The organism is Candidatus Poriferisodalis sp. (assembly GCF_965204195.1).
Taxonomy (GTDB): Bacteria; Actinomycetota; Acidimicrobiia; order Acidimicrobiales; family Poriferisodalaceae; genus Poriferisodalis.
In genome coordinates, this window is record NZ_OZ241975.1 from 870,007 (window position 1) to 889,833 (window position 19,827).

Below are 19,827 nucleotides of genomic sequence, written 5' to 3' on the forward strand. Positions count from 1 at the left end.
GGTGCTGGCCCACGCTGGAGTAGGGCACTCGCGATGACGACGCTGGCTGTGGTCAACCAGAAGGGCGGCGTGGGCAAGACGACGGTCGCGCTCGGCATCGCTGAGGCTGCGAGCGCCTGCGGGCTGAGCGTTCTCGTCGTGGATCTCGACCCGCAATCCAATGCGTCGGCTGGCCTCGGCGTGTGGAACGGCTCGCCGAACGTAGACGACGCTCTCGCCGATCCCACGCCGGGTGCGGTGCTGGCCGCGGTCACCGACGCTCGCTGGCCGCCAGACGGGCCGCTTCCGCAACTCGTCCCGGGCAGCTATGCGCTGGCGAGCCGGGAACCGCAGATGGCTGCCGACCTGGTGGGTGCGCAGGACCGGCTGCGTATCGCGCTCGCCGGCGCGAATCACGATCTCGTTCTCATCGACTGCCCGCCGTCGCTGGGCCTGCTCTGCATCAACGGGCTCTTCGCAGCCGACCGTGCGCTGGTCGTGACCGAGCCGGCCGCGTGGGCAGCCGATGGCGTCGACCTCATGCGATCCACCGTCAGCCGAGTTGCGCAACGCCAAGGCACGCCCACCATTGCCGGAGTGGTGCTGAACCGTGTGGGACGCACGCGCGACAACGCCTATTGGGCCCAGCAGCTCGCTGAACGCTTCGGCACAGAGTTGTTGCCACCCGTCCCGCAGCGGGCTGCCATCGCAGAGGCGTCCGGGCAGTCGCTGCCGCTGCGCGCGCTCGGCCGGCGGCCCGGCGCGCCCGAAGCGGTGCAGGCATTCGACGAGCTCTGGGCCGACCTGCACAGCCGATTGGCCTGACGGGCCGGCGGTACGCTCGGATTGCTTGTCACGGCAGAGTGTGACCATGGCCAACTACGACCCGAACCGACCACGGCCGAGTGTCGACGGGACGGCCGCGCTTCCAGGCGACCTGCCTGCGGATGAGGGCTCCGAAACACCAGCCGCACCGCCCGCTGCAAGTGCTCCGGTCGCCGAATCCGACGCCGATCCGGCTCCCGCACCTGCATCGCACCTCCTGCCGCGCCACGCTGAGCCAGTCGACCGGCGCTTGCTAGCGGCGTTCGGCGGGGCTGTCGCCGTCGGTTGGCTGATCGCCGCAGTCGTGGCGTGGTGGCTGTGGCGGCGCTGGCGCCGACGTCCCTAACCCATCCACGCGCTTGATGATCGGATGGGCCACGCTGTGAAGGTGGAGTCCCGCACCGGAAGCGTCGCTGCCGCGGATGCGCCCGAGGTCGAGCTTCCGCGGAGCCTGAGTCCTTCAGGCGCGTCGACGTTCCGGCAGTGCGCCCGGCGCTGGAAGTTCCGCTACGTCGACAAGTTGTCGGACCCGCCCGGCGAGCCGGCGCTGCGCGGCACGTTCGTGCATCACGTGCTGGAGGAGCTGCTCGCGGTTGCGCCTGCGCAGCGCACGCTCGAACGAGCTCGTGCCATCTGCCGGGATCTGTGGCCGCAGCTCGCCGAGAACCCCGATTTTGTGGCGCTGGAACTGCCCGAAGCCCAAGAACGAGCCTTCCGCTGGAACGCGTGGACCGACATTGAGGGCTACTTCCAGCTGGTTGATCCGGTCGAGGTCGACGTTGTGGATCGCGAGCGCGATGTCCACACGTCGCTGGAGGGTGTGCCGTTCCGGGGCATCGTGGATCTCGTCGATCGGGTGCCTGAAGGCGTGCGCGTCACCGACTACAAGACGGGCCGGCCGCCCTCACAGCGCTTCGTCGACAGCCGCCTGTCACAGGTCTGGCTGTATGCCGCCGCGCTGGAATCGGTTGGCGACAACGTGAGCGAAGTGCGGCTGCTGTACCTAGGCGAGACGGGCGCAGGCCGCGATGAACGTCGGCCCACCGAGATCGCTCGCCCGTTCGATGCCGACGCCGTCTCGGCGGCGGTCGGCGAACATCGCGACACGTGGGGTCGGATCACGGAGGCCGCTGCCACCGACTGCTTCGAACCCACCCCGGGCCCGCTGTGCAGTTGGTGTCCCTACCGCCACGACTGTCCCGAAGGCCAGCTCGAGCACCAGCGGAGGAACGGGCTGGCTGCGTGAGCCAGCCCGCATCAGACACAGCTCGCTGCGTGAGCAATGCTGCGCGCACAGCGGCCATGCTGTAGCCCGATCCTGCGAACTTGGGAGCATCGAGATGGACTACGAGCAGATCACCGTCACTGACCGCGACGACGTACGGGTGGTGACGCTGAACCGGCCGGAGAAGCTGAACGCGTGGACGCCGCGCATGCACATCGAGCTCACGCACGCTGTGAAGGCCGGCAATGCCGACCCGTCAGTCGGCGCGTTCGTCGTAACCGGTGCGGGTCGCGGCTTCTGCGCCGGTGCCGACATCGCCGAGGTCTTCGCGGCCCGCATCGACGCGGCCGACGAGGCGGGCAGCAGCGTGGGCGAAGCGGCTGCCCACGACGACTCCGCCGCAGACGACTGGGTCGAGCTCGTGCGCAGCTCCAAGCCCATGGTGGCGGCAATCAACGGCGCATCGATCGGCGTCGGCCTCACCATGATCCTGTCGATGGATTTCCTCATCGCCCACAGCGAGGCCAAGCTGTCGTGCCGTTTCGTGAAGATGGGCGTCACGCCCGAACTGGCGTCGTCGCACATCCTCATCCAGCGCTGCGGCTGGGGCGCGGCGTCAGATCTCGCGCTGTCCGGCCGGATTGTCACCGGGGCTGAAGCAGGCGAGATGGGCCTCGTCGACGAGGTCACCGACGGCGACGTGCTGGAAGCGGCCCTTGCACGGGCGAGCAGCTACGCGGAGAACCCGCCCACCATGCTGCAGCTCACCAAGCAGTTGCTGTCCGCCAACGGCTCCGACACCGATCTGGGTGCGGTGCAGCGTCGTGAACTTGAGGCGCTGAACGTCGCTCGTGCCTCGGACGATCATCGAGAGGCCGTTGCCGCATTCTTGGAGAAGCGCCCGCCGAAGTTCCGGTAGGCCCGATCCGCGCAGCCCCGAGCTTCCCGCGGCGGATGCGCACCGTGCCCCTTGGTAGCCGGCAGCCAAGTGATGCCTGAGCTGCCGGAGGTCGAGGTGGTGCGCCGCCAGTTGGCCGGGCCGCTGGTTGGACGTCGTATCACCGATGCGTGGGCTCACCCGTCGCATAAGTTCGCATCTGGGGCGGATGCGGTGGGCAGCGAGATCGAGGCGCTGCGCCGGCGCGGCAAGTACTTGATCGCAGAGCTGGACTGCAGGCGTGAGCTGATCGTGCATCTGGGCATGACCGGCCGGCTGTGCTTCAGCGAGGTCGCCGAGGCAACCGGCCCAGCGCGCCGTGGCCTGCCACCGCCGCGACCTGCCGACGGATCGGCGGCAGAGGTCATGGCGCCCAGAGCGGTCGGCGCGACCGACCCGTACGTGCGGGCGTGGTGGCGCCTCGACAACGGCGAGACGCTCTGCTTCCACGACGTGCGCCGGTTCGGCCGCATCGCCGTCTGCGACCCGGGCGACTACCGCGACCTGCCCACGCTTGCCGCCATGGGCCCCGAGCCGCTGGAGGAGGGCCTGGACGCGGCCACGTTCTGGCGGGCGAGCCAACAGTCCAGCCAGCGCATCAAGACCCAGCTGCTGAACCAGCGGCTAGTTGCGGGCATCGGCAACATCTACGCGGACGAAGCGTTGTTCTTGGCGCGCATCAACCCGTCGGCCCGGGTGATCTCGAAACCGCGAGCCGAACGGCTGCTGGCAGCGCTGCGGGGAGTGCTGGTTGCCAGCATCGAACGGGGCGGCAGCACGCTGCGCGACTACTACAGCCTCGAAGGTGCAGGCGACAATCAGAAGTACTTCGTCTGCTATGGCCGCGCGGGCGAGCCATGCGTACGTTGCGGCACCGAACTGCGCCGCCGCGTGCTCGACCAGCGCTCCAGCACCTGGTGCCCCCAGTGCCAGAAGCGCTGAGGGAGCAGCGCGCCCGCTGACACCCCGCGAGCAGCATCAGCAAGCACGGCAGCGCCGTTGAAGCAGCAGCGCGCCCGCTGACGCGGCAACGGCCTCGCCGGGGCGGGGCATACTGGCAGCGGGTCCAACGCGCGATCGGGGGTCGGTGTGGACAACGAACTGTGGCGGTGGGTGTGGGTCGCCGTGACCATGGTGATGGGCATCGGCGAGATCTTCACCGCCGGCTTCTTCCTCCTGCCGTTCGCGCTCGGCGCCGCGCTCGCAGCAGCGGCGGCATGGCTCGACCTGCACGGGGCTGTCCAATGGCTGCTGTTCTTTGGCGGCACGGCGGTGTCCATGGTCATCCTGCGCCGGTTCATGGGCCGCCAAGACCGCCCCGACGACCTGCCGGTGGGCGCTAACCGCTACATCGGCATGGAGGCCCGGGTCATCGAAGACATCGATCTCGTCGCCAACACTGGACGGGTGCGCGTCGAGTCGGACGAGTGGCGGGCCGTTGCCGAGAGCGGGCCGGTTGCCGAGGGCTCGTTGGTGCGCGTCACGGCATTGCACGGCACCAAGCTCGACGTCGAAGTCCTCGAACCGCCACCGCCCGACTACGTGCGTCGCGACGCCGCCGGCGCGGCAGCCTCCGAGGCGGTCCCAGCCGACGACGCCGCCGAAGATGCAGCAGCCGAGTCCGAGTCCGACGTCGGTCAGAGCCAGCAAGCGGCCGAACCCGAACCATCGAGGAGCGACTGATGGACAGCATCAGCCCCGGAGTGATTCTCCTGGCAATCATCGCGCTCGCGATCTTCGTGATCGCGGCGAAGGGCCTGCGCATCGTGCGCCCCTTCGAGCAGGGCCTCATCGAGTTCCTGGGCAAGTACCGCATGACCGTCGAACCGGGCCTGCGCTTCGTAATCCCGTTCGTGCAGCGCATCTTGAAGGTGGACATGCGTGAGCAGGTCGTGGACGTGCCTCCCCAGGAGGTCATCACCAAGGACAACGTGGCGGTCACCGTCGACGCCGTCATCTACTACGAGCCCACCGATCCGGTGAAGCTGAAGTACGCGGTGGGCAACTTCATCATCGCCGTGACGAAGCTGGCTCAGACCAATCTCCGCAACGTGGTCGGCGACCTGCAGCTCGACGATGCGCTCGTGTCACGCGAGGTCATCAACTCCAAGCTGCGGCAGATCCTCGACGACGCCACCGACAAGTGGGGCACCCGCGTGGTGCGTGTAGAGATCCAGCGGATCGAGCCGCCTGCCGATGTGACCACCGCGATGCACCGCCAGATGAAGGCCGAGCGCGACCGGCGTGCCGCAGTCACCGAGGCCGAGGGTGAGAAGCGTGCGGCGATCCTGCAGGCGGAGGGCGTGAAGCAGTCCCAGATCCTGCGGGCCGAGGGTGAGGCCGAGGCCATCAAGCGGGTGGCCGATGCCGACAAGTACCAGAAGCTCACCGTGGCCGAGGGCGAGGGCCAGGCCATCGAGCGGGTGTTCTTGGCGATCCACAATGGCGATCCCACCGACGACCTGATCGCCATCAAGTACCTCGAAGCACTGCAGGGCGTGGCGGACGGCCAAGCCACCAAGATCTTCCTGCCGCTCGACACCAGCGGCGTGCTCGGAGCCGTCGCCGCAATGGGCGAAATGTTCCGCGAGCGCACGGCCGACGCCGCTTCCCCGAATGGGGCCGCCGAGGAGTAGCCCGCCGTTGCTCCCGGCGGCCAAGCTCCGCCTCCGAACCGGCAGTCCAACGCGTAGGGTGCGCGGCCATGGCGTTGGGATTGCCGTCGGTGCTGGTCGGCTCATGGACCGACGACGACGCAGCCACCGGCGTGACCGTGGTGCTCCCGCCGCTAGGCACACTGGGTGCTATGGCCGTGCGCGGCGGTGCACCGGGGACTCGCGAGGCCGCTGCGCTCAGTTCGACAGGCGCTGGCGTCGAGTGCCACGGAGTCGTGCTGTGCGGCAACAGCGTCTTCGGACTCTCTGCGGCGGACGGCGTTGTTCGCTGGTGCGCCAGCCAGGGCCGCGGGCTCGACATTCGCGACAGCATCGTGCCGGTCGTGGGCGCGGCTGTCGTGTACGACATCCAGTCTCCGGACAGTGAGCGTCCGACCGCGGCAGCGGGATGGGCTGCCTGTGAGGCGGCCAGCGCAGATGAGCCTGCCACGGGGCGGGTCGGCGTGGGGCGGGGCTGCACGATCGGCAAGGTGGCTGGTCGGGATTTCTCTGTGCCCGGCTGGCTGGGCGCTGCGGTGGAGCGCTCGGGCGATGTGGTCGTCGGCGCGCTGGTGGCAGTCAATGCCCTCGGCGACGTGATCGACGCTGACGGAACCGTGCTGGCCGGCTGCACGGCACCGCCGGGGACTGAGCGCTATCCGCATGACCCGGTCGAGGCGATACCCGGCTTCACCGGGCGCGGCACCGAAGAGCCCGAGTCGCCCGAGCGTGGCAACACGACGATCGGCTGCCTCGTGACCAATGCCCGGCTCACCAAGCCAGAGGCCTGCCGAGCGGTCGATCTTGCGCACACCGGGATCGCCCGGGCAATCGAACCCCCGCACACGAATTTCGACGGTGACGCGCTGTTCTTGCTCGCCACCGGCGAGGTCGACACGCAGCCGGACCTGGTGGCCTTGCTGGGGGCCGCTGCGGTCGCCCGAGCGATCCGATCGGAAATCGTTTCCTAATCCGGTGGCGACTGTGGCAATCTGGTGCCACCAGAGAAAGGGGGTGGTCCAAGCAATGCCGAAACGCAACAGGACTCTGGAGGTGGCCGGGCGCTGAGGCGACCCGCTTCCGAGAAGGGGACGTCTCCATCAGGTGGCGACTCCAACCCGGACCACCGAACCCCACAAGATCCGCGTGCTGGTCCTCACGCGGCCGCTGCCCCCCAACCGGCGGAGGCGCGAACACGATCTTCGGGTAGCAGCAGGCCCCTGCTCAGTCGAGCGGGGGCCTGTTCGCGTCTGAGGGCGTACCACTAGGGTCCGCACATGGATTTCGACTGGCCGGACGATGACGATCCTCGCCGCGTCGCAGTGCGCGACTGGCTCGACGATCACGACGGCAATCCGAGCCAAGAGGCGCTGGCACACGCGGGATACGTGGCACCGCACTGGCCGAAGCCCTACGGGCTGGAAGCCGATCCCATCACCCAGTTGCTGATCGACGAGGAGCTGGCTGCCGCCGGCGTGAAGCGCCTTGCGGGCGGTATCGGGCTGGGCTGGGCCGGCCCGACGATCATCTACGGCGGCACGGACGCTCAGAAGAAGCGCTACCTGTGGCCGATCCTCACCGGCGAGGAAGTGTGGTGCCAGCTGTTCTCCGAACCCGACAGCGGCTCGGACTTGGCGAACCTGGCCACACGGGCCGTGCGCGACGGCGAGCGCTACATCGTGAACGGCTCGAAGATCTGGTCCTCAGGTGCGCATCGCAGCAAGTTCGGCATTCTCATCGCCCGCACCGATCCCGATGTGCCCAAGCACCGCGGCGTGTCCTACTTCATCTGCCCGATGGACTCGCCCGGCCTGGAACTGCGCCCGATCATCGACATGACCACGGCCTATTCGTTCAACCAGACGTTCTTCACCGACATGGAGCTGCCGGTGGAGAACCGAATCGGCGACGAGAACGACGGCTGGCGGCTCGCCAAGATCACGCTGGGCAACGAGCGGGTGTCGCTGTCGGGCGAAGGGGCGCTGTGGGGCAGCGGCCCCAGCGCCGCCGACCTGCTCGACGTAGTGCGGTCGGCCGGGGGCGTGTCAGATCCCGTGATGCGCGACCGGGCCGCGCGCCTGCACATCGAAGGCGAAGTGCTGCGGCTCATCCGGCTGCGAACGCTGAGCGCCCGCCTGCACGGTCGCCAGCCCGGGCCCGAGGCCAGCGTGCGCAAGGCGCTGGCTGACGATCACGGCCAGCACGTCATGGGGCTGGCCAAGGATCTGGCCGGCGCTCACGGACTGCTCGCCAATACGGGGCCGCTGGGCACATCGCCGGAGTTCCCCAAGACCCAGGCCGTGGTGGAGGGTTGGAACGGCTGGCACGGTGGCTACCTGTTCAGCCCGGCGTTGACGATCGGCGGCGGCACCTCGGAGGTGCAGCGCAACATCATCGCTGAGCGGGTGCTGGGCCTGCCCCACGACGTCGACGTCGAGTCCGGCAAGTCCTGGTCAGAGGCCCGAGCCTCCCTCGCCTAGCTGGCACTGCCGCCGCGGCGAGTTCAACGAGCCTCGCCCGGACAAGGGCACGGTGGGCTGAGAGCGCCTGATGGGAAGGCAAGGAAATTAGCTGGCGTCACATGAGTAGCGTCGCTACTGTCACGCGCCGCGCTGAGGGAAAGGACCGATTCATGAAGAGCTTTCCTTCGTCGCTGACGAGTGACGCGCTGGCTGTGATGAGGCGGCGTGACGTTTCGCCGAGGGTGAGAGCGTCGCATGACTGCTGAGGTTGCCGTCCTGAACCGGCTGGCGGTCGCCCTAGCGACCGACAGCGCAGCCACGGTGCGCGGCGCGTCGAACAGGCCGAAGGTGTTCAACACAGCTCCGAAGCTGTTTGCGCTCTCTGAAACCGAGCCCGTGGCGGCAATGATCTTCGGGAGTGCCAGCTATGGAACGGCACCGTGGGAAACGATCGTCAAGACGTTTCGCTCCAAGCTCGGGGAGGAGACCTACGCAACTATCGCCGAGTATGCGGGGAGCTTCGTCGACTACCTGGCGGACTGGGCCGGCTACGTGCGTGAAGATGCGCAGCGGAGCTTCGCTCTGGCGAAGATCGACTATGAGCTTGAACGCATGAGGCGCGAGGTCGACGATTTCCGATCCCAGGACGCACGCGAGAGCGGCGCCATTCTGCGACACATCGGGCAGGCGATACGGCGGCGGGTCGAACTCCTTGAGGATGAGGGCTCCGAGGAAGAGAGCGAGGTCTTTGAGCGACTGTGGACCATGGCGACACAAAGGTTCGAGAGCGTCGGCGGCACTGTCGGCGGTTTCCTCGCGGCACGCCTCGGTCTAGACGAGAGCGAAGCCAGCACGATCCTTGAGGATCTGCGTGCGCTCGCGTTCGCAAGTTGGGGTTGCATCTACGACTCGCCCGGTGCTACAGGCTTGGTCATCGCTGGCTTCGGTGCCGAGGAGATGTTCCCAGCGCTGCAGGAGTTGCGCGTCGAGCCTCCGATCTCCGGGCAAGTCCGAGTCCGCACACGAGAGGCGGTATCGGCTCAGGAGACGGCTGCCCTGATCAAACCGTTTGCGCAGGGGGACATGGTCTATACCTTCATGGACGGCATCCACCCCAGATACCGCGGGGCCGTGATCTCGTGCGTGTATGGCGCTCTTGGTGGATTCAAGGATGCTGTCGTAGGGGCTCTCGGGGACGCCGTACCCCCTCAGTTGTCGGGCCTTCTCGATGCAGTTGTGGATTCCCTGGCGGACAACGTGCAGCAGGAGCTCGCCGAATTCGAGAGCGAGGAAATGTGGGGTCCGATAGTCGGGATCGTCAAGGATCTCGGCAAGGACGAGCTAGCCGAGGTCGCCGAGACTCTGGTGAATCTGACGTCGTTCAGAAGGCGCGTAACCTTGGATGAGCACTCCGTTGGCGGTCCGGTCGACGTTGCCGTGCTGTCGAAGGGCGATGGTCTCACGTGGATCAAGCGGAAGCACTATTTTCCCGCAGAACTCAACCCTCGGTATTTCCGCGGCCTGCATGGGCTGCGTTGAGAAAATGGAAACGACGGGAGCAAACATGCAGGACTTGACTCCAGATCCTCTTGCGGAAGCAATACAGCGTCGCAAGAAGGAAGTTCTCCGCCTCTGGCAGGACAGCGCTCCCCAACGGGGCGATGGCAAGCGGCCTCGTGTCTCGAGGTTCGAGGAGAGCCTTCGAGCCGAGCTAGAAGACATATTCGAGCACTGAGCACGAGGGCCTGTTCCCAAGCGGCAGCGGACGCTGAGCGCCTGCATGCACGGCCGCCAGCCCGGGCCCGAGGCCAGCGTGCGCGAGGCGCTCGCTGACGATCGGTGGCGGCTCTTCGGAAGTGCAGTGCAACACCGTCGCTGCGCGAGTCCTCGGCCTGCCCCACGAAGTCGACGTAGGGTCCGGCAAGTCCTGGTCAGAGGCCCGATCCGCCCTCGCCTGATCCTCGCTGATCAGATCGGGATCGGCCCTGGTTAGCGGCCGGTGAAGGTGGGCGGGCGCTTTTCGAGGAATGCCTTGACGGCTTCCTTGGTGTCCTCGGTGGTGAAGTTGAGCGACTGAGCCATGCCCTCGCCTTCGAGCGCAGTGGCGAAGTCGGCCGACGCGTTGAGGGTGAGCAGGCGCTTGGTCATCGCGACGGCGATGGGCGGCCCGGCCGCGAGACGATCGGCCCAGTCGTCGACGAATGCGTCGAGCTCGCCGTGGGGCACCACCTTGTTGACGATGCCGAAGTCCTCGGCCTGCTTGGCATCGATGACGTCGGCGAAGAACGCCAGCTCCTTGGCGCGGTGCAAGCCGATGAGCCGGGGCAGGATCCAGGTGCCGCCGAAGTCCACCGACAGGCCGCGGCGGGCGAAGATCTCGCTGAAGCGAGCCTGGTCGGAGGCGACGATCAGGTCGCAGGCGAGGGCGAGGTTCATGCCGGCACCGGCTGCCACCCCGTTCACCTTGGCGATGACCGGCACCATGATCGAGTAGAGCGCCGACACGGTCTGGTGGATCACGTTGAGCCCCTGCAGCGCATGCCGACGTGGGCCGTCGCCGCCGTCGGCGGCCAGGTCGGCGCCGCTGCAGAAGGCGTCGCCGGCGCCGGTCATCACCACGCAGCGCACCGTGGGATCACCGCCGATCTCGTTCCACGTCTCGCGCAGCTCGGTGAACATCTGGGGGCTCGCCGCGTTGAGGCGCTTGGGCCGGTTCATGGTGATGGTGACGACGCCGTTGTCCGCCGCGTCGATGATGAGCGTTTCGAGTTCTGCCGATTCCATGAGCAGCGACGCTAGTGGTGGGACTCCCGCTGCGCCGGAGGGCTCAGCGCCGGTGCCGAGAGGCGAAGCCGTGGCCCGAGCGGCCCGTGAGCGATAGCGAACAAGAGCGGGAAACGACAGGTGCGACAGCGAGAAGGTTCACCTAACGGCGCGGCCTCTCAGCCCACGTGGTGAGGCGTTCGACGGTCTGGATCATGTCGTCGTTGCTGCCCGCGAACGAGAACCGGATGTAGCGATGACCCTCAGCAGGGTCGAAGTCGATGCCGGGCGTAGTGGCGATGCCGAGTTCTGCGAGCCAGGTCGCGGCCAGATCGGCGCTGTCGTCGGTGAGGTGATCGACGTTGGCGTAGATGTAGAACGCCCCGTCGGGCGGGGCGATGCGGTCGATCCCTGCAGCGGGCAGGCCGTCGAGCAGGATCTGGCGGTTCGTCCGGTAGCGGGCCACGTTGGCCTCGAGTTCGTCAATGCTGTCGAACGCGCCGAGCGCGGCGTGCTGGCTCACCGTGGCGGCAGCAATGGTGGCGTTCTGGGCGAGACGTTCGACCGGTGAGACCAGATCGGGCGGCAGCAGCAGCCAGCCCAGGCGCCAACCGGTCATCGAGAAGTACTTGGAGAAGCTGTTCACCACGACCGCGCTCGGGCTGTGCGCCGCGGCAGTAGCGGCCTCGGTTCCGTAGGTGATGCCGTGATAGATCTCGTCGGAGATCAGCCGCACGCCGGCGCCATGGCACCAGCGAGCAAGCCGCCCCAGCTCGTCGGCCATAAGCATCGTGCCGGTGGGGTTGGCAGGACTGGCGACGACCAGCCCATCGAGCGGGCCGACGCTGGTGACCATGTCTGCGGTCAGCCGGAAGCCCGACTCGGGTGTGACGGCGATCTCGATGACCTCGATGTCCAACGCTTCGAGCGTGTTGCGGTAGCAGGGATAGCCGGGCGCAGTCACCGCCACCCGGTCGCCGGCCTCGAAGCACGCCAGGAACGCGAGCGTGAACGCCCCGCTGGCACCCTGGGTGACGACGATGCGGTCGGCATCGGTGTCGTGTCCGTACCAGTCGGCGTAGTGCTGGACCAGCCTCGAACGCAACGGTTCGATGCCCACAGCAGACGTGTAGCCCAGCAGATCGCTGTCGATGGCGGCCTTGGCAGCAGCGCGCGCTCCGGCCGGCGCGGGCGTGGACGGCTGGCCGACCTCCATGTGCACCACGTCGCCGCCTGCTGCCTCCCGCTCCGCAGCGGCCCGCATCATCTCCATCACGAAGAACGGCGCGATGTCCGCACGCTCTGAGACCTTCAAGCCGCTCATCGTCCGCTTCGCATCGGCATCGCGAGAGAGGCTATGAGCGACGCCCGCCTGCGTAACGAACGTCGGTCAGTAGTCGATGCCCTTCTTGGCAGCAATCCCCGAGTCGTAGGCGTGCTTGGCCTTGCGCATCTCGGTCACGGTGTCGGCGAGGTCCGTCATCCACTCCGGCGCGTCACGCCCGGTCAGCACCAAGGAGACATGGGAGGGCCGATCCCTGAAGGTGGCCTCCACGTCTGCGGCGTCGATCCAGCCCCAGTTGAGCGGGTAGGTGATCTCGTCGAACACCACCAGCCGGTGCTCACCCGCCGACACCAGTTCCTTGCCGTGCCGCCAGGCCTCGCGAGCTTCGGCCTCGTCGCGCGTCAGGTCCTCGCTGTCCCAGGTGAAGCCTTCTCCCAGTGACCAGAAGTCGATGCCGAGGGGTTCAGCCATCAGCTGCTCGCCGGTCACCCAGTCGTCAGACTTCAGGAACTGCACGACTGCGACCGGCCAGCCACGGGCGCGCGCTCTGATTGCTGTGCCGAATGCTGCCGACGACTTGCCCTTGCCGTCGCCGGTGTTCACCACGACGAGGCTGCGGGCGGTCCGCAAGCCACTCGGCCGGGGATCCTCGGTCGGCGGCGATTCGAGATCCGGCGTGTCTGCTGCGTGCTCAGTCATCGTTGGCCTCCGACGGTATCGCCGATGGTTTCCCGCTCTTGTTCCCCATGCTCATGCGATTGGGCTCACGGGCCGCTCGGGCCCGGGGGCTCATCCTCTGATCGGCAGCCGGGGTCGAGTCGGGCGGAGCAGTCGTCGGCACGATCACCGGACCTTCAGGGTCGTCTATCACCCGGACCTCGGCGTCGAAGTGTTCGGCGATGTTGGCAACGGTGAGCACCTGCGCGGGTGTGCCGCGTTGAACGATGACGCCGCCCGCCAGTATGGCCACTTGGTCGCCGTAGCGGGCGGCGAGGGTCAGATCGTGGAGTGTGGCAACAACCGTCAGGCCTCGCTCGCGGCGCAGCGCATCGACCAGTTCGAGCACGTCTTGTTGATGTCCAAGGTCAAGTGCCGTCGTCGGCTCGTCCAGCAACAGGACATCAGCTTGCTGCGCGAGCGCTCGTGCGAGCACCGTGCGCTGGCGCTCACCGCCCGACAGCGACTGCACGGTGCGTTCGCCGAACCCGCGCAGGTCGAGACGATCCAGTACCTCAGCGGCGATCCTGCGGTCCGCAGGTGTCTCGCTGGCGAAGATGCTCCGGTGGGGCGTTCGACCAAGCAGCACGTAGTCGGCCACGAGCATCCCCGGGGGGATCACCGGCGTCTGCGGCACGTAGGCGACTTTGCGAGCCCGTTCGACACGCCGCAGTTTCGTGAGTCCTTCGATGCTGACCTCGCCGTCGTAGGCCACAAGGCCCAGAACTGCCCTCAACAGTGTGGTCTTGCCGGCTCCATTCGGACCGATGATGTTGATCCACTCGCCTTCGGAGACTGCCAAGTCCACCCCGCGCAACACGCGGGTGCCGTCGAGCCGGACATCAAGCGAGTTCACGCTCACGACGGGCGCGAGTCCGTCGCAGCCGGGCTCGACGGGCCGCTCGCGGCGTCCGGGGGCCACCCTCGGCGCAGTGACGCCGCTCACCAGATCTCCCGACGGCTGGTACGGAGCACGAGCACGAAGAACGGTGCGCCCAGGAAGGCCGTGACGACGCCGATCGGCAGCTCTGCCGGCGAGAGCACCGTGCGCGCCGCCAAGTCGGCGAGCACCATGAATGCGCCTCCGAACAGCACCGACAGCGGCAGCACGACCCGGTTGCTGGCCCCGAACGCAAGCCGCACCGTGTGCGGCACGATGATGCCGACGAAGCCGATGAGCCCGCTGACCGAGACCGCCGCAGCCGCAGCGAGGGATGCCGCCAGCACCACGACCAGGCGCACTCGCCGCGGGTTCAGCCCGAGGGCGGCGGCTTCTTCGTCGCCCACTGCCAGCACGTCCAGCGCCCGGCGGTAGCGCATCACGATGGCTGCGGTGAGCACGAAGTAGGGGAGCATCAGTGCAGGCTCTGACCAACCCGATGTCGCGATCCGGCCGAGGATCCAGGCGATGATCCTGCGAAACGCATCGCTGTTGGCCTGCAGCACGTAGGTCTGGCATGCAGTCAGGAAGCTGGCGACGGCGATGCCGGCGAGGATCAGCGATGCCGTCGAACGCCCGCCGAGATGGCCCGCGGCATACGACACCGTCACCGCTACGAGCCCCCCGGCAAATGCAGCCAAGGGCACCGGGTCGAGTGCGCCGGCACCATCGCCCACGTTGGCGGTGATGGCGATAGTGGCACCGAGACCCGCACCCGCGGCGATGCCCAGCAGGTACGGGTCTGCAAGCGGGTTGCGGAAGGCGGCCTGGTAGGTGGCACCGCTCATGGACAGCGTGGCCCCCACGAGCAGCCCGAGCGCGACGCGGGGCAGGCGGATTTCCCGCACGATCGCGGCGTGGGCATCGCTGAGACCGGAGTCGAATGCCAAGCCGGGCAACGCATCCGCCAGCTCGAGCACCACACGATGTGCGCCGATGCCGACTGGCCCGATGGTCAGCCCCGCGATGACGGCGACGACCACCGCAGCAGCGCCGAAGGCGAGCTGCCGCAGTCTCAGATCCGCAGCCTGCAGCGTCGGGTCAGCGCCGGCCGACATGCGGGAACTGGTCGTGCGCGCGTCGGTCACGGCAGCGTTCGATCAGCCCGCAGCGCCGGTGTCGACCAGCACACCGGAAATGGCAGCAATGAAGTCCACCAAGCGGGGTCCCCACCTGGACACGATGTCGTCGCTGAGTTCGACGACCCTGCCCTCCTGAACCGCGCTGAGCTGATTCCAGCCCGGGCGCGCCGCCACGGTCTCGGCGTTCTGGCCGCAGCACAGCGTGTCGGCGAGGAAGATCAGGTCGGGGTCTGCGTCCACCAGGTATTCGTCGCTGAGCTGGGGATAGCCGAAGTGACTGCCGTCGGCGTCGGCGGGATCGGCGACGTTGTCGAGCCCGAACAGCCCGTACACCTGTCCGATGAAGGTGCCGCTCGTGACGCTGTACAGCGTGTTGTCGAGCTCGTGGTAGTAGGTCAGCCCCGAGGCATCGGGGGCAGCCGCGACCAGGTCGGCGATGTCGGCCTGCATGTCGGCGGCGAGCTGAGCCGCCTCGTCGACTTGGCCGGTGACGTCGCCGAAATGGGCGATCTGGGCGTAGACGTCGTCGAACACGGACGGCGCGTCGTGGGCGAGAAAGGCGATGCCCAGTGCCTCGAGCCCGGCGATGAGGTCTCCGTTGGTCTGCAGCACCACGAGGTCGGGCTCGTACGACGCGATCGCCTCGAGGTTCGGGTTCCAGCCGTCGAGGTCGGTCACGGGGGCCTCGGGCGGGTAGTACGAGAACTGGTCGACAGCCACCACACGGTCGCCTGCACCGATGGCGAAGAGGATCTCGGTGCCGGTGGGGGAGATCGACACGATCCTGCCGAATTCGTGTTCTTCTGCCGGCTCGGCGTCGCTGCCCGTGCAGGCCGACGCCACAATGGCAAGCGTCAGCAGTGCCCACAGCAGTCGCAGTGGCAGGGCCGCTCGCCTTGTCACAGTGCGGTTCATGGTGTTCTCCCTTCTGCTCGAGTTCAGGGCCGAGCAGCGGGAGCACCCACCGCACGAGCCGCTCCTTACCTCGAGGAATCGGTTCGCGTGATGGCGGCCGGGAGGCGACCGGACTCGTCCCCCGAAGGGGCATCACCGTTGCGGGACAGCGCCGGGATCTCACCGGCTTCGCTCACGACAACCGGGTGTGAGTCTATGGCGTGGCCGGGAGGCGAAGCGCTACAACGAAGCGGACCCGCCCGAGTCGGCCGCCGAGCTGCGAATCAGCCGCCAGTAGCTCACCAAGACCGGTATCACGAGTGCAAGCAGGATCACCGAATTCACGCGGCCGGTGATGCCTTTCGAATAGAAGGGCTCTACGAGGTAGTGAGAGGCGAAACCTGTCTCATACGGTTCCCGCCCTGCTCGAAGGAGGAACCACTTCTCCCAGGTGGTCAGCGGGCAGTCGGAACCGGTGATGTTCACCAATCCGGCTGCGCCGAATGCGGCGAGGTGCCACTTCATCAGCTTCGGTCGGCGCTTCGCGACAAACCCGCCGACCAGCAGGAACACGATGTAGGCCAGATGCGACGCGGCCATGAGCCGCGCCAGCCCGACAAGTGCCATTGCCGCTCACGCTATCTCTGCATGTCCTGGCACGGTCGCAACCCGCAGTTTCGGCGGGTCGGAATTGCCATGGGCATCCTGGACGCGGCGTATGGCTTGCTGCGCGGGCAGACTTGTGGTGTGGGCACGGCCATGATGACCGACCTGTACGAGCTGACCATGCTCGATGCGGCCCTGCAGTCGGGAGTGGCGTCGCGGCGCTCGTGCTTTGAGGTGTTTGCCCGGCGGTTGCCGCCGAGACGGGGCTACGGCGTGGTGGCCGGTCCAGGCCGGCTGGCCGGGCTGCTGGCTGACTACCGGTTCGAGGCCGACGATCTCGACTACCTGGCAGGGCTCGGCCGCTTCAGCGACGGCTTGCTCGATCATCTGGCGATGTTCCGATTCGACGGCGATGCATGGAGCTACCGCGAGGGCGATTTCTACGTGCCCGGCAGCCCGGTGCTGCGGGTCGATGCCTCGGTCGGCACCGCGCTGCTCGTGGAGACGCTGGTGCTCTCGGTGCTGAACCACGATTGCGCTGTCGCGTCGGCAGCCGCACGGATGCACGATGTCGCCGAGGGGCGTCATCTCATCGAGATGGGGGGCCGCCGTACTCACGAGCTCGCTGCTGTTGCCGCTGCGCGTGCCGCGTGGCTGGTGGGTTTCGACGCGACGTCGAACCTGCTGGCCGGTGAGCAGTACGGCATCCCTACTGCCGGCACGGCTGCCCACGCCTTCACGCTGGCGCACCACGACGAGGAAGCAGCCTTCGAGGCGCAGATGCGTGCGCACGGCCTCGAGACCACGCTGCTCATCGACACCTTCGATCTGAGAACCGGGCTCGAACGGGGTCTCGCCGCGGCGAAGCGTCTCGGCGGCGTGCCCGGCGCCGTGCGCATCGACTCAGGAGATCTCACGGTCGAAGTTCCCCGTGTCCGTCAATGGCTGGACGACGCGGGCGCTGAGGCGACCCGCATCGTGGTATCTGGCGATCTCGACGAGTACCGCATCGCCGACCTGGCGGACCTGCCGGTGGATGGCTACGGCGTGGGCACCCAGCTCGTGGTGGGCTCCGGCCATGCGACCGCCGGCATGGTGTACAAGGCGGTTGCCATCGCGCGGCACTCCGGCACGTTCGAGCCGGTGGTGCCCGTCTACAAAGAATCAGAAGGCAAGGCCACTCGCGGCGGCGTGGTGCGGCCCTACAGGGTCGTGCGCGATGGCAAGGCCACCTCGGAAACGCTCGTCGAGCAGGACCGCCCCGGGCCCACCAACAGCCGGCCGCTGCACGTTCCGCTGCTGCGATCCGGCCAGAACGCCTATCCCTACACGCTGGCCCAGGATCGGGTCTTCCACCAGCGCGTCCGCGCCGAACTGCCCGAATCGATGCGCCGCCTCGACGGCGCCCCGGCATTCGAGGCTGAAGTCGTTGGCGAATCCAGCCTGAGCTAAGCGCCTGGCTGCGGCCTGTGCTGCTGAGGGTGCGCAGCCTTGTGTCGAGCCGCGGCCCGCGTTTACTTGCCCGGCTGCGGCACCAGGCGCAGGTAGGGCAGCGGTGATTCCCAGCCGTCGGGGTACTTCTCGGCGGCGGCCTCGTTCGAGACTGCGGGCACGATGATGACGTTCTCGCCCTGCTGCCAGTTGGCCGGCGTGGCGACCTGCTCGGCAGCGGTGAGCTGGCACGAGTCGAGCAGGCGCAGGATCTCGGCGAAGTTGCGGCCGGTGGTCATCGGGTAGGTGAGCGACGCCTTGATCTTCTTGTCCGGGCCGATGATGAACACCGTCCGGGCCGTGGCGTTGTCGGCCGCGGTGCGGCCCTGCGATGTGTCGCCTGCGTCGGCCGGAAGCATGTCGTAGAGCTTCACCACTGCCAGCTCCGGGTCGCCGATGAGCGGGTAGTTGGCCTCGTGCCCGGTCGCAGAGGCGATGTCGGCCTTCCAGCTCACGTGGTCGCTCACGCCGTCGACGCTGATGCCGATGATCTTGCAGTTGCGTGCGGCGAAGTCATCGGCCAGCGCGGCAACGGCGCCCAACTCGGTAGTGCAGACCGGCGTGAAATCCTTCGGATGAGAGAAGAGCAGCGCCCAGCCGTCGCCGATCCAATCGTGGAAGCTGATCTCGCCCTCGGTGGTGTCGGCAGTGAAATCGGGAGCGGTGTCATTGAGACGCAGTGCCATGGTCGTACTCCTTGCGATGCGGCAAGTGCGGCGCTGCGCAAGTCGGCGCAGCCCGTGCCGCGGAGGATAGCCGCATTAGACGATAAATCCGACCGGATTAGTCAGGAATTGACTGGCGACTCAGTCGCCTAGCAGCAATCACGGATCGGGGTGCCGTCGGCGTGGTGGTAGTGGACCTTGGCGGCTGCGTTGAGCGGACGGTCGCCGGTTGGCGCCCGAGAGGTCTCGAACACCCCGGCGGCAGCGCCCAATTCCAGTGCCCGATGCACGTCCACCACCCGGGGTCCGCTGCGCTGCACATCGGCAATTGCGGCTTCGTCGGGACTGATTGTGCGCTCCCGGTCGCCGTCGAGCGACAGCACCGTCGGTCCCTGGAGTTCGATGGCTTCTCCCAGCTCAACGCTGCGGTGATCGATCACCGGCACCGTGCGGTACAGCCCGGGTGCGAGCGCCACGCGCATCGGGCGTCCGCCCGGTCCGCACTCCACCAGCACGCCCGCATCGTCGTCGAACGAGCAGGGTCGCAGCAGGCCCGCGAGCGAACTCAGCCCGATGCTGGCCGGATGGGCGCGCGACACGAGCACCTGCCGTAGCCGCGCCCCGTCCGCTGGCATGCGATTGCCGACGAAGTCATCGGCCAGCGTGACCGCATCGACCAGTGCGATATCGGTCCAGCCCCTTGCCGGCTCCCCATCTTGTGATGTGCCGCTTCCTGATGTGACAGTGATCAGCTTCGACTGGGGGGCACACGCTTCAGGGTCCACCACACCGGTTGCCACCAGCCCCGCCGCAGCACCGGCCACGGTGGGCTCGGTGAGGCTGGGGAACACGTTGTTGGTGCCGGTGGACATGGGCACGAGTGTCGCTTCGGGCCAAACCCCGGAGATCGTGCGGTTGGTTCCGTCGCCGCCCAGCGTCACGAGCACGCTGACATCCCGGGCCCGCATGGCCTCGACCGCCCGGACCGTGTCGGCGGGTGACACGGTCGCCCCCACGTCCACGATCTCGATCTCCGCGTCGATGCGAAGGTCGGTGAGCGCCCCCGTGGCGATGCCGAACGGTTCAGCCATGGCCACGATCCGCGTGGCCCCCGCGGTGACTGCGCCGATGACGGCTCGGGCGATCCTGTTGCGTTTGTCCTCGGTGGTGGACACCGCGCCTCGCGCCGCCACCCGGCGCACATCGCGCCCCGAGACCGGGTTGGCGATAATCCCGACGGTGCCGTCGGGGGAGTTGCGGCCGGTGCGGGAGTCGCTCGGTCTCGACGCGGATCCGGCCATC

Annotated in this window: 20 protein-coding genes and 1 riboswitch; of the genes, 11 read left to right on the forward strand and 9 right to left on the reverse strand. The window is 67.7% G+C overall.

The features are described from left to right. Nucleotides 1-33: 33 nt before the first annotated feature. From ACOGI8_RS03855 to ACOGI8_RS03900, 10 genes are all read left to right on the forward strand, one after another. On the forward strand, nucleotides 34-804 hold the full coding sequence (locus ACOGI8_RS03855; protein ID WP_419855575.1) for a ParA family protein: 771 nt from the start codon (nucleotides 34-36) through the stop codon (nucleotides 802-804). 46 nt (nucleotides 805-850) lie between these two features. After that, the gene (locus ACOGI8_RS03860; RefSeq protein ID WP_419855576.1) at nucleotides 851-1,150 is read left to right on the forward strand and encodes a hypothetical protein; all 300 of its coding nucleotides are present in this window, start codon (nucleotides 851-853) and stop codon (nucleotides 1,148-1,150) included. A 42-nt stretch (nucleotides 1,151-1,192) separates the two neighbouring features. Continuing rightward, nucleotides 1,193-2,050 (forward strand): RecB family exonuclease, encoded by an 858-nt coding sequence (locus tag ACOGI8_RS03865; RefSeq protein WP_419855577.1) that lies wholly within the window; start codon nucleotides 1,193-1,195, stop codon nucleotides 2,048-2,050. Nucleotides 2,051-2,144: 94 nt separating this feature from the next. Next, nucleotides 2,145-2,948, forward strand: coding sequence for an enoyl-CoA hydratase/isomerase family protein (locus ACOGI8_RS03870; protein WP_419855578.1), 804 nt, complete (start codon nucleotides 2,145-2,147; stop codon nucleotides 2,946-2,948). 72 nt (nucleotides 2,949-3,020) lie between these two features. Then, nucleotides 3,021-3,908 (forward strand): bifunctional DNA-formamidopyrimidine glycosylase/DNA-(apurinic or apyrimidinic site) lyase, encoded by an 888-nt coding sequence (mutM, locus tag ACOGI8_RS03875; protein ID WP_419855579.1) that lies wholly within the window; start codon nucleotides 3,021-3,023, stop codon nucleotides 3,906-3,908. A gap of 147 nt (nucleotides 3,909-4,055) precedes the next feature. Beyond that, entirely contained in the window at nucleotides 4,056-4,649 is a 594-nt protein-coding gene (locus ACOGI8_RS03880) for an NfeD family protein (RefSeq protein ID WP_419855580.1), read from the forward strand. After that, a complete protein-coding gene (locus ACOGI8_RS03885; RefSeq protein WP_419855581.1) occupies nucleotides 4,649-5,602 on the forward strand; it encodes an SPFH domain-containing protein in 954 nt (317 codons plus the stop codon). Before ACOGI8_RS03880 ends, ACOGI8_RS03885 begins: the two co-directional genes overlap by 1 nt. Before the next feature lie 68 nt (nucleotides 5,603-5,670). Next, nucleotides 5,671-6,591, forward strand: coding sequence for a P1 family peptidase (locus tag ACOGI8_RS03890; RefSeq protein WP_419855582.1), 921 nt, complete (start codon nucleotides 5,671-5,673; stop codon nucleotides 6,589-6,591). 306 nt (nucleotides 6,592-6,897) lie between these two features. After that, the gene (locus ACOGI8_RS03895; RefSeq protein ID WP_419855583.1) at nucleotides 6,898-8,100 is read left to right on the forward strand and encodes an acyl-CoA dehydrogenase family protein; all 1,203 of its coding nucleotides are present in this window, start codon (nucleotides 6,898-6,900) and stop codon (nucleotides 8,098-8,100) included. 303 nt (nucleotides 8,101-8,403) lie between these two features. Beyond that, on the forward strand, nucleotides 8,404-9,621 hold the full coding sequence (locus ACOGI8_RS03900) for a hypothetical protein (protein WP_419855584.1): 1,218 nt from the start codon (nucleotides 8,404-8,406) through the stop codon (nucleotides 9,619-9,621). A 450-nt stretch (nucleotides 9,622-10,071) separates the two neighbouring features. Here the strand turns inward: ACOGI8_RS03900 and ACOGI8_RS03905 are convergent, their stop codons facing one another. The 7 genes from ACOGI8_RS03905 to ACOGI8_RS03935 form a co-directional block, all read right to left on the reverse strand. After that, nucleotides 10,072-10,866, reverse strand: a complete 795-nt coding sequence (locus ACOGI8_RS03905) for an enoyl-CoA hydratase/isomerase family protein (protein WP_419855585.1) — start codon at nucleotides 10,864-10,866, stop codon at nucleotides 10,072-10,074. 142 nt (nucleotides 10,867-11,008) lie between these two features. Further along, a complete protein-coding gene (locus ACOGI8_RS03910; protein WP_419855586.1) occupies nucleotides 11,009-12,169 on the reverse strand; it encodes a pyridoxal phosphate-dependent aminotransferase in 1,161 nt (386 codons plus the stop codon). Between the two features lie 66 nt (nucleotides 12,170-12,235). Then, nucleotides 12,236-12,829 carry a cob(I)yrinic acid a,c-diamide adenosyltransferase gene (gene cobO / locus ACOGI8_RS03915; RefSeq protein ID WP_419855587.1) on the reverse strand — a complete coding sequence of 198 codons (594 nt, stop codon included), beginning with the start codon at nucleotides 12,827-12,829 and terminating at the stop codon, nucleotides 12,236-12,238. Beyond that, nucleotides 12,822-13,709, reverse strand: a complete 888-nt coding sequence (locus tag ACOGI8_RS03920; protein ID WP_419856360.1) for an ABC transporter ATP-binding protein — start codon at nucleotides 13,707-13,709, stop codon at nucleotides 12,822-12,824. Before ACOGI8_RS03920 ends, cobO begins: the two co-directional genes overlap by 8 nt. An 80-nt stretch (nucleotides 13,710-13,789) precedes the next feature. Continuing rightward, on the reverse strand, nucleotides 13,790-14,845 hold the full coding sequence (locus ACOGI8_RS03925; protein WP_419855588.1) for a FecCD family ABC transporter permease: 1,056 nt from the start codon (nucleotides 14,843-14,845) through the stop codon (nucleotides 13,790-13,792). 42 nt (nucleotides 14,846-14,887) lie between these two features. Next, nucleotides 14,888-15,784: an ABC transporter substrate-binding protein gene (locus ACOGI8_RS03930; protein ID WP_419855589.1), complete on the reverse strand. Its 897-nt coding sequence runs from the start codon at nucleotides 15,782-15,784 to the stop codon at nucleotides 14,888-14,890. A 52-nt stretch (nucleotides 15,785-15,836) separates the two neighbouring features. Continuing rightward, nucleotides 15,837-15,981, reverse strand: a riboswitch (adenosylcobalamin (AdoCbl) riboswitch). Between the two features lie 22 nt (nucleotides 15,982-16,003). Then, the gene (locus ACOGI8_RS03935) at nucleotides 16,004-16,390 is read right to left on the reverse strand and encodes a DUF2784 domain-containing protein (protein WP_419855590.1); all 387 of its coding nucleotides are present in this window, start codon (nucleotides 16,388-16,390) and stop codon (nucleotides 16,004-16,006) included. A 69-nt stretch (nucleotides 16,391-16,459) separates the two neighbouring features. Between ACOGI8_RS03935 and pncB the strand changes: the two genes are divergently transcribed. Further along, entirely contained in the window at nucleotides 16,460-17,821 is a 1,362-nt protein-coding gene (pncB, locus tag ACOGI8_RS03940; RefSeq protein WP_419855591.1) for a nicotinate phosphoribosyltransferase, read from the forward strand. Between the two features lie 62 nt (nucleotides 17,822-17,883). On the opposite strand, the gene ACOGI8_RS03945 is transcribed toward pncB, so the two are convergent. Continuing rightward, nucleotides 17,884-18,546 carry a peroxiredoxin gene (locus ACOGI8_RS03945; RefSeq protein WP_419855592.1) on the reverse strand — a complete coding sequence of 221 codons (663 nt, stop codon included), beginning with the start codon at nucleotides 18,544-18,546 and terminating at the stop codon, nucleotides 17,884-17,886. 128 nt (nucleotides 18,547-18,674) lie between these two features. Beyond that, entirely contained in the window at nucleotides 18,675-19,826 is a 1,152-nt protein-coding gene (locus tag ACOGI8_RS03950) for an NAD(+)/NADH kinase (protein ID WP_419855593.1), read from the reverse strand. Between the last annotated feature and the right edge of the window lies 1 nt (nucleotide 19,827).

Excerpts from the sequence above, each read along its gene's own strand:
- ACOGI8_RS03855 (WP_419855575.1), top strand. The coding sequence starts at position 34 with ATGACGACGCTGGCTGTGGTCAACCAGAAGGGCGGCGTGGGCAAGACG.
- ACOGI8_RS03860 (WP_419855576.1), top strand. The coding sequence starts at position 851 with ATGGCCAACTACGACCCGAACCGACCACGGCCGAGTGTCGACGGGACG.
- ACOGI8_RS03870 (WP_419855578.1), top strand. The coding sequence starts at position 2,145 with ATGGACTACGAGCAGATCACCGTCACTGACCGCGACGACGTACGGGTG.
- mutM (WP_419855579.1), top strand. The coding sequence starts at position 3,021 with ATGCCTGAGCTGCCGGAGGTCGAGGTGGTGCGCCGCCAGTTGGCCGGG.
- ACOGI8_RS03885 (WP_419855581.1), top strand. The coding sequence starts at position 4,649 with ATGGACAGCATCAGCCCCGGAGTGATTCTCCTGGCAATCATCGCGCTC.
- ACOGI8_RS03890 (WP_419855582.1), top strand. The coding sequence starts at position 5,671 with ATGGCGTTGGGATTGCCGTCGGTGCTGGTCGGCTCATGGACCGACGAC.
- ACOGI8_RS03895 (WP_419855583.1), top strand. The coding sequence starts at position 6,898 with ATGGATTTCGACTGGCCGGACGATGACGATCCTCGCCGCGTCGCAGTG.
- ACOGI8_RS03905 (WP_419855585.1), bottom strand. The coding sequence starts at position 10,866 with ATGGAATCGGCAGAACTCGAAACGCTCATCATCGACGCGGCGGACAAC.
- ACOGI8_RS03910 (WP_419855586.1), bottom strand. The coding sequence starts at position 12,169 with ATGAGCGGCTTGAAGGTCTCAGAGCGTGCGGACATCGCGCCGTTCTTC.
- cobO (WP_419855587.1), bottom strand. The coding sequence starts at position 12,829 with ATGACTGAGCACGCAGCAGACACGCCGGATCTCGAATCGCCGCCGACC.
- ACOGI8_RS03925 (WP_419855588.1), bottom strand. The coding sequence starts at position 14,845 with ATGTCGGCCGGCGCTGACCCGACGCTGCAGGCTGCGGATCTGAGACTG.
- ACOGI8_RS03930 (WP_419855589.1), bottom strand. The coding sequence starts at position 15,784 with ATGAACCGCACTGTGACAAGGCGAGCGGCCCTGCCACTGCGACTGCTG.
- ACOGI8_RS03935 (WP_419855590.1), bottom strand. The coding sequence starts at position 16,390 with ATGGCACTTGTCGGGCTGGCGCGGCTCATGGCCGCGTCGCATCTGGCC.
- pncB (WP_419855591.1), top strand. The coding sequence starts at position 16,460 with ATGGGCATCCTGGACGCGGCGTATGGCTTGCTGCGCGGGCAGACTTGT.
- ACOGI8_RS03945 (WP_419855592.1), bottom strand. The coding sequence starts at position 18,546 with ATGGCACTGCGTCTCAATGACACCGCTCCCGATTTCACTGCCGACACC.
- ACOGI8_RS03950 (WP_419855593.1), bottom strand. The coding sequence starts at position 19,826 with ATGGCCGGATCCGCGTCGAGACCGAGCGACTCCCGCACCGGCCGCAAC.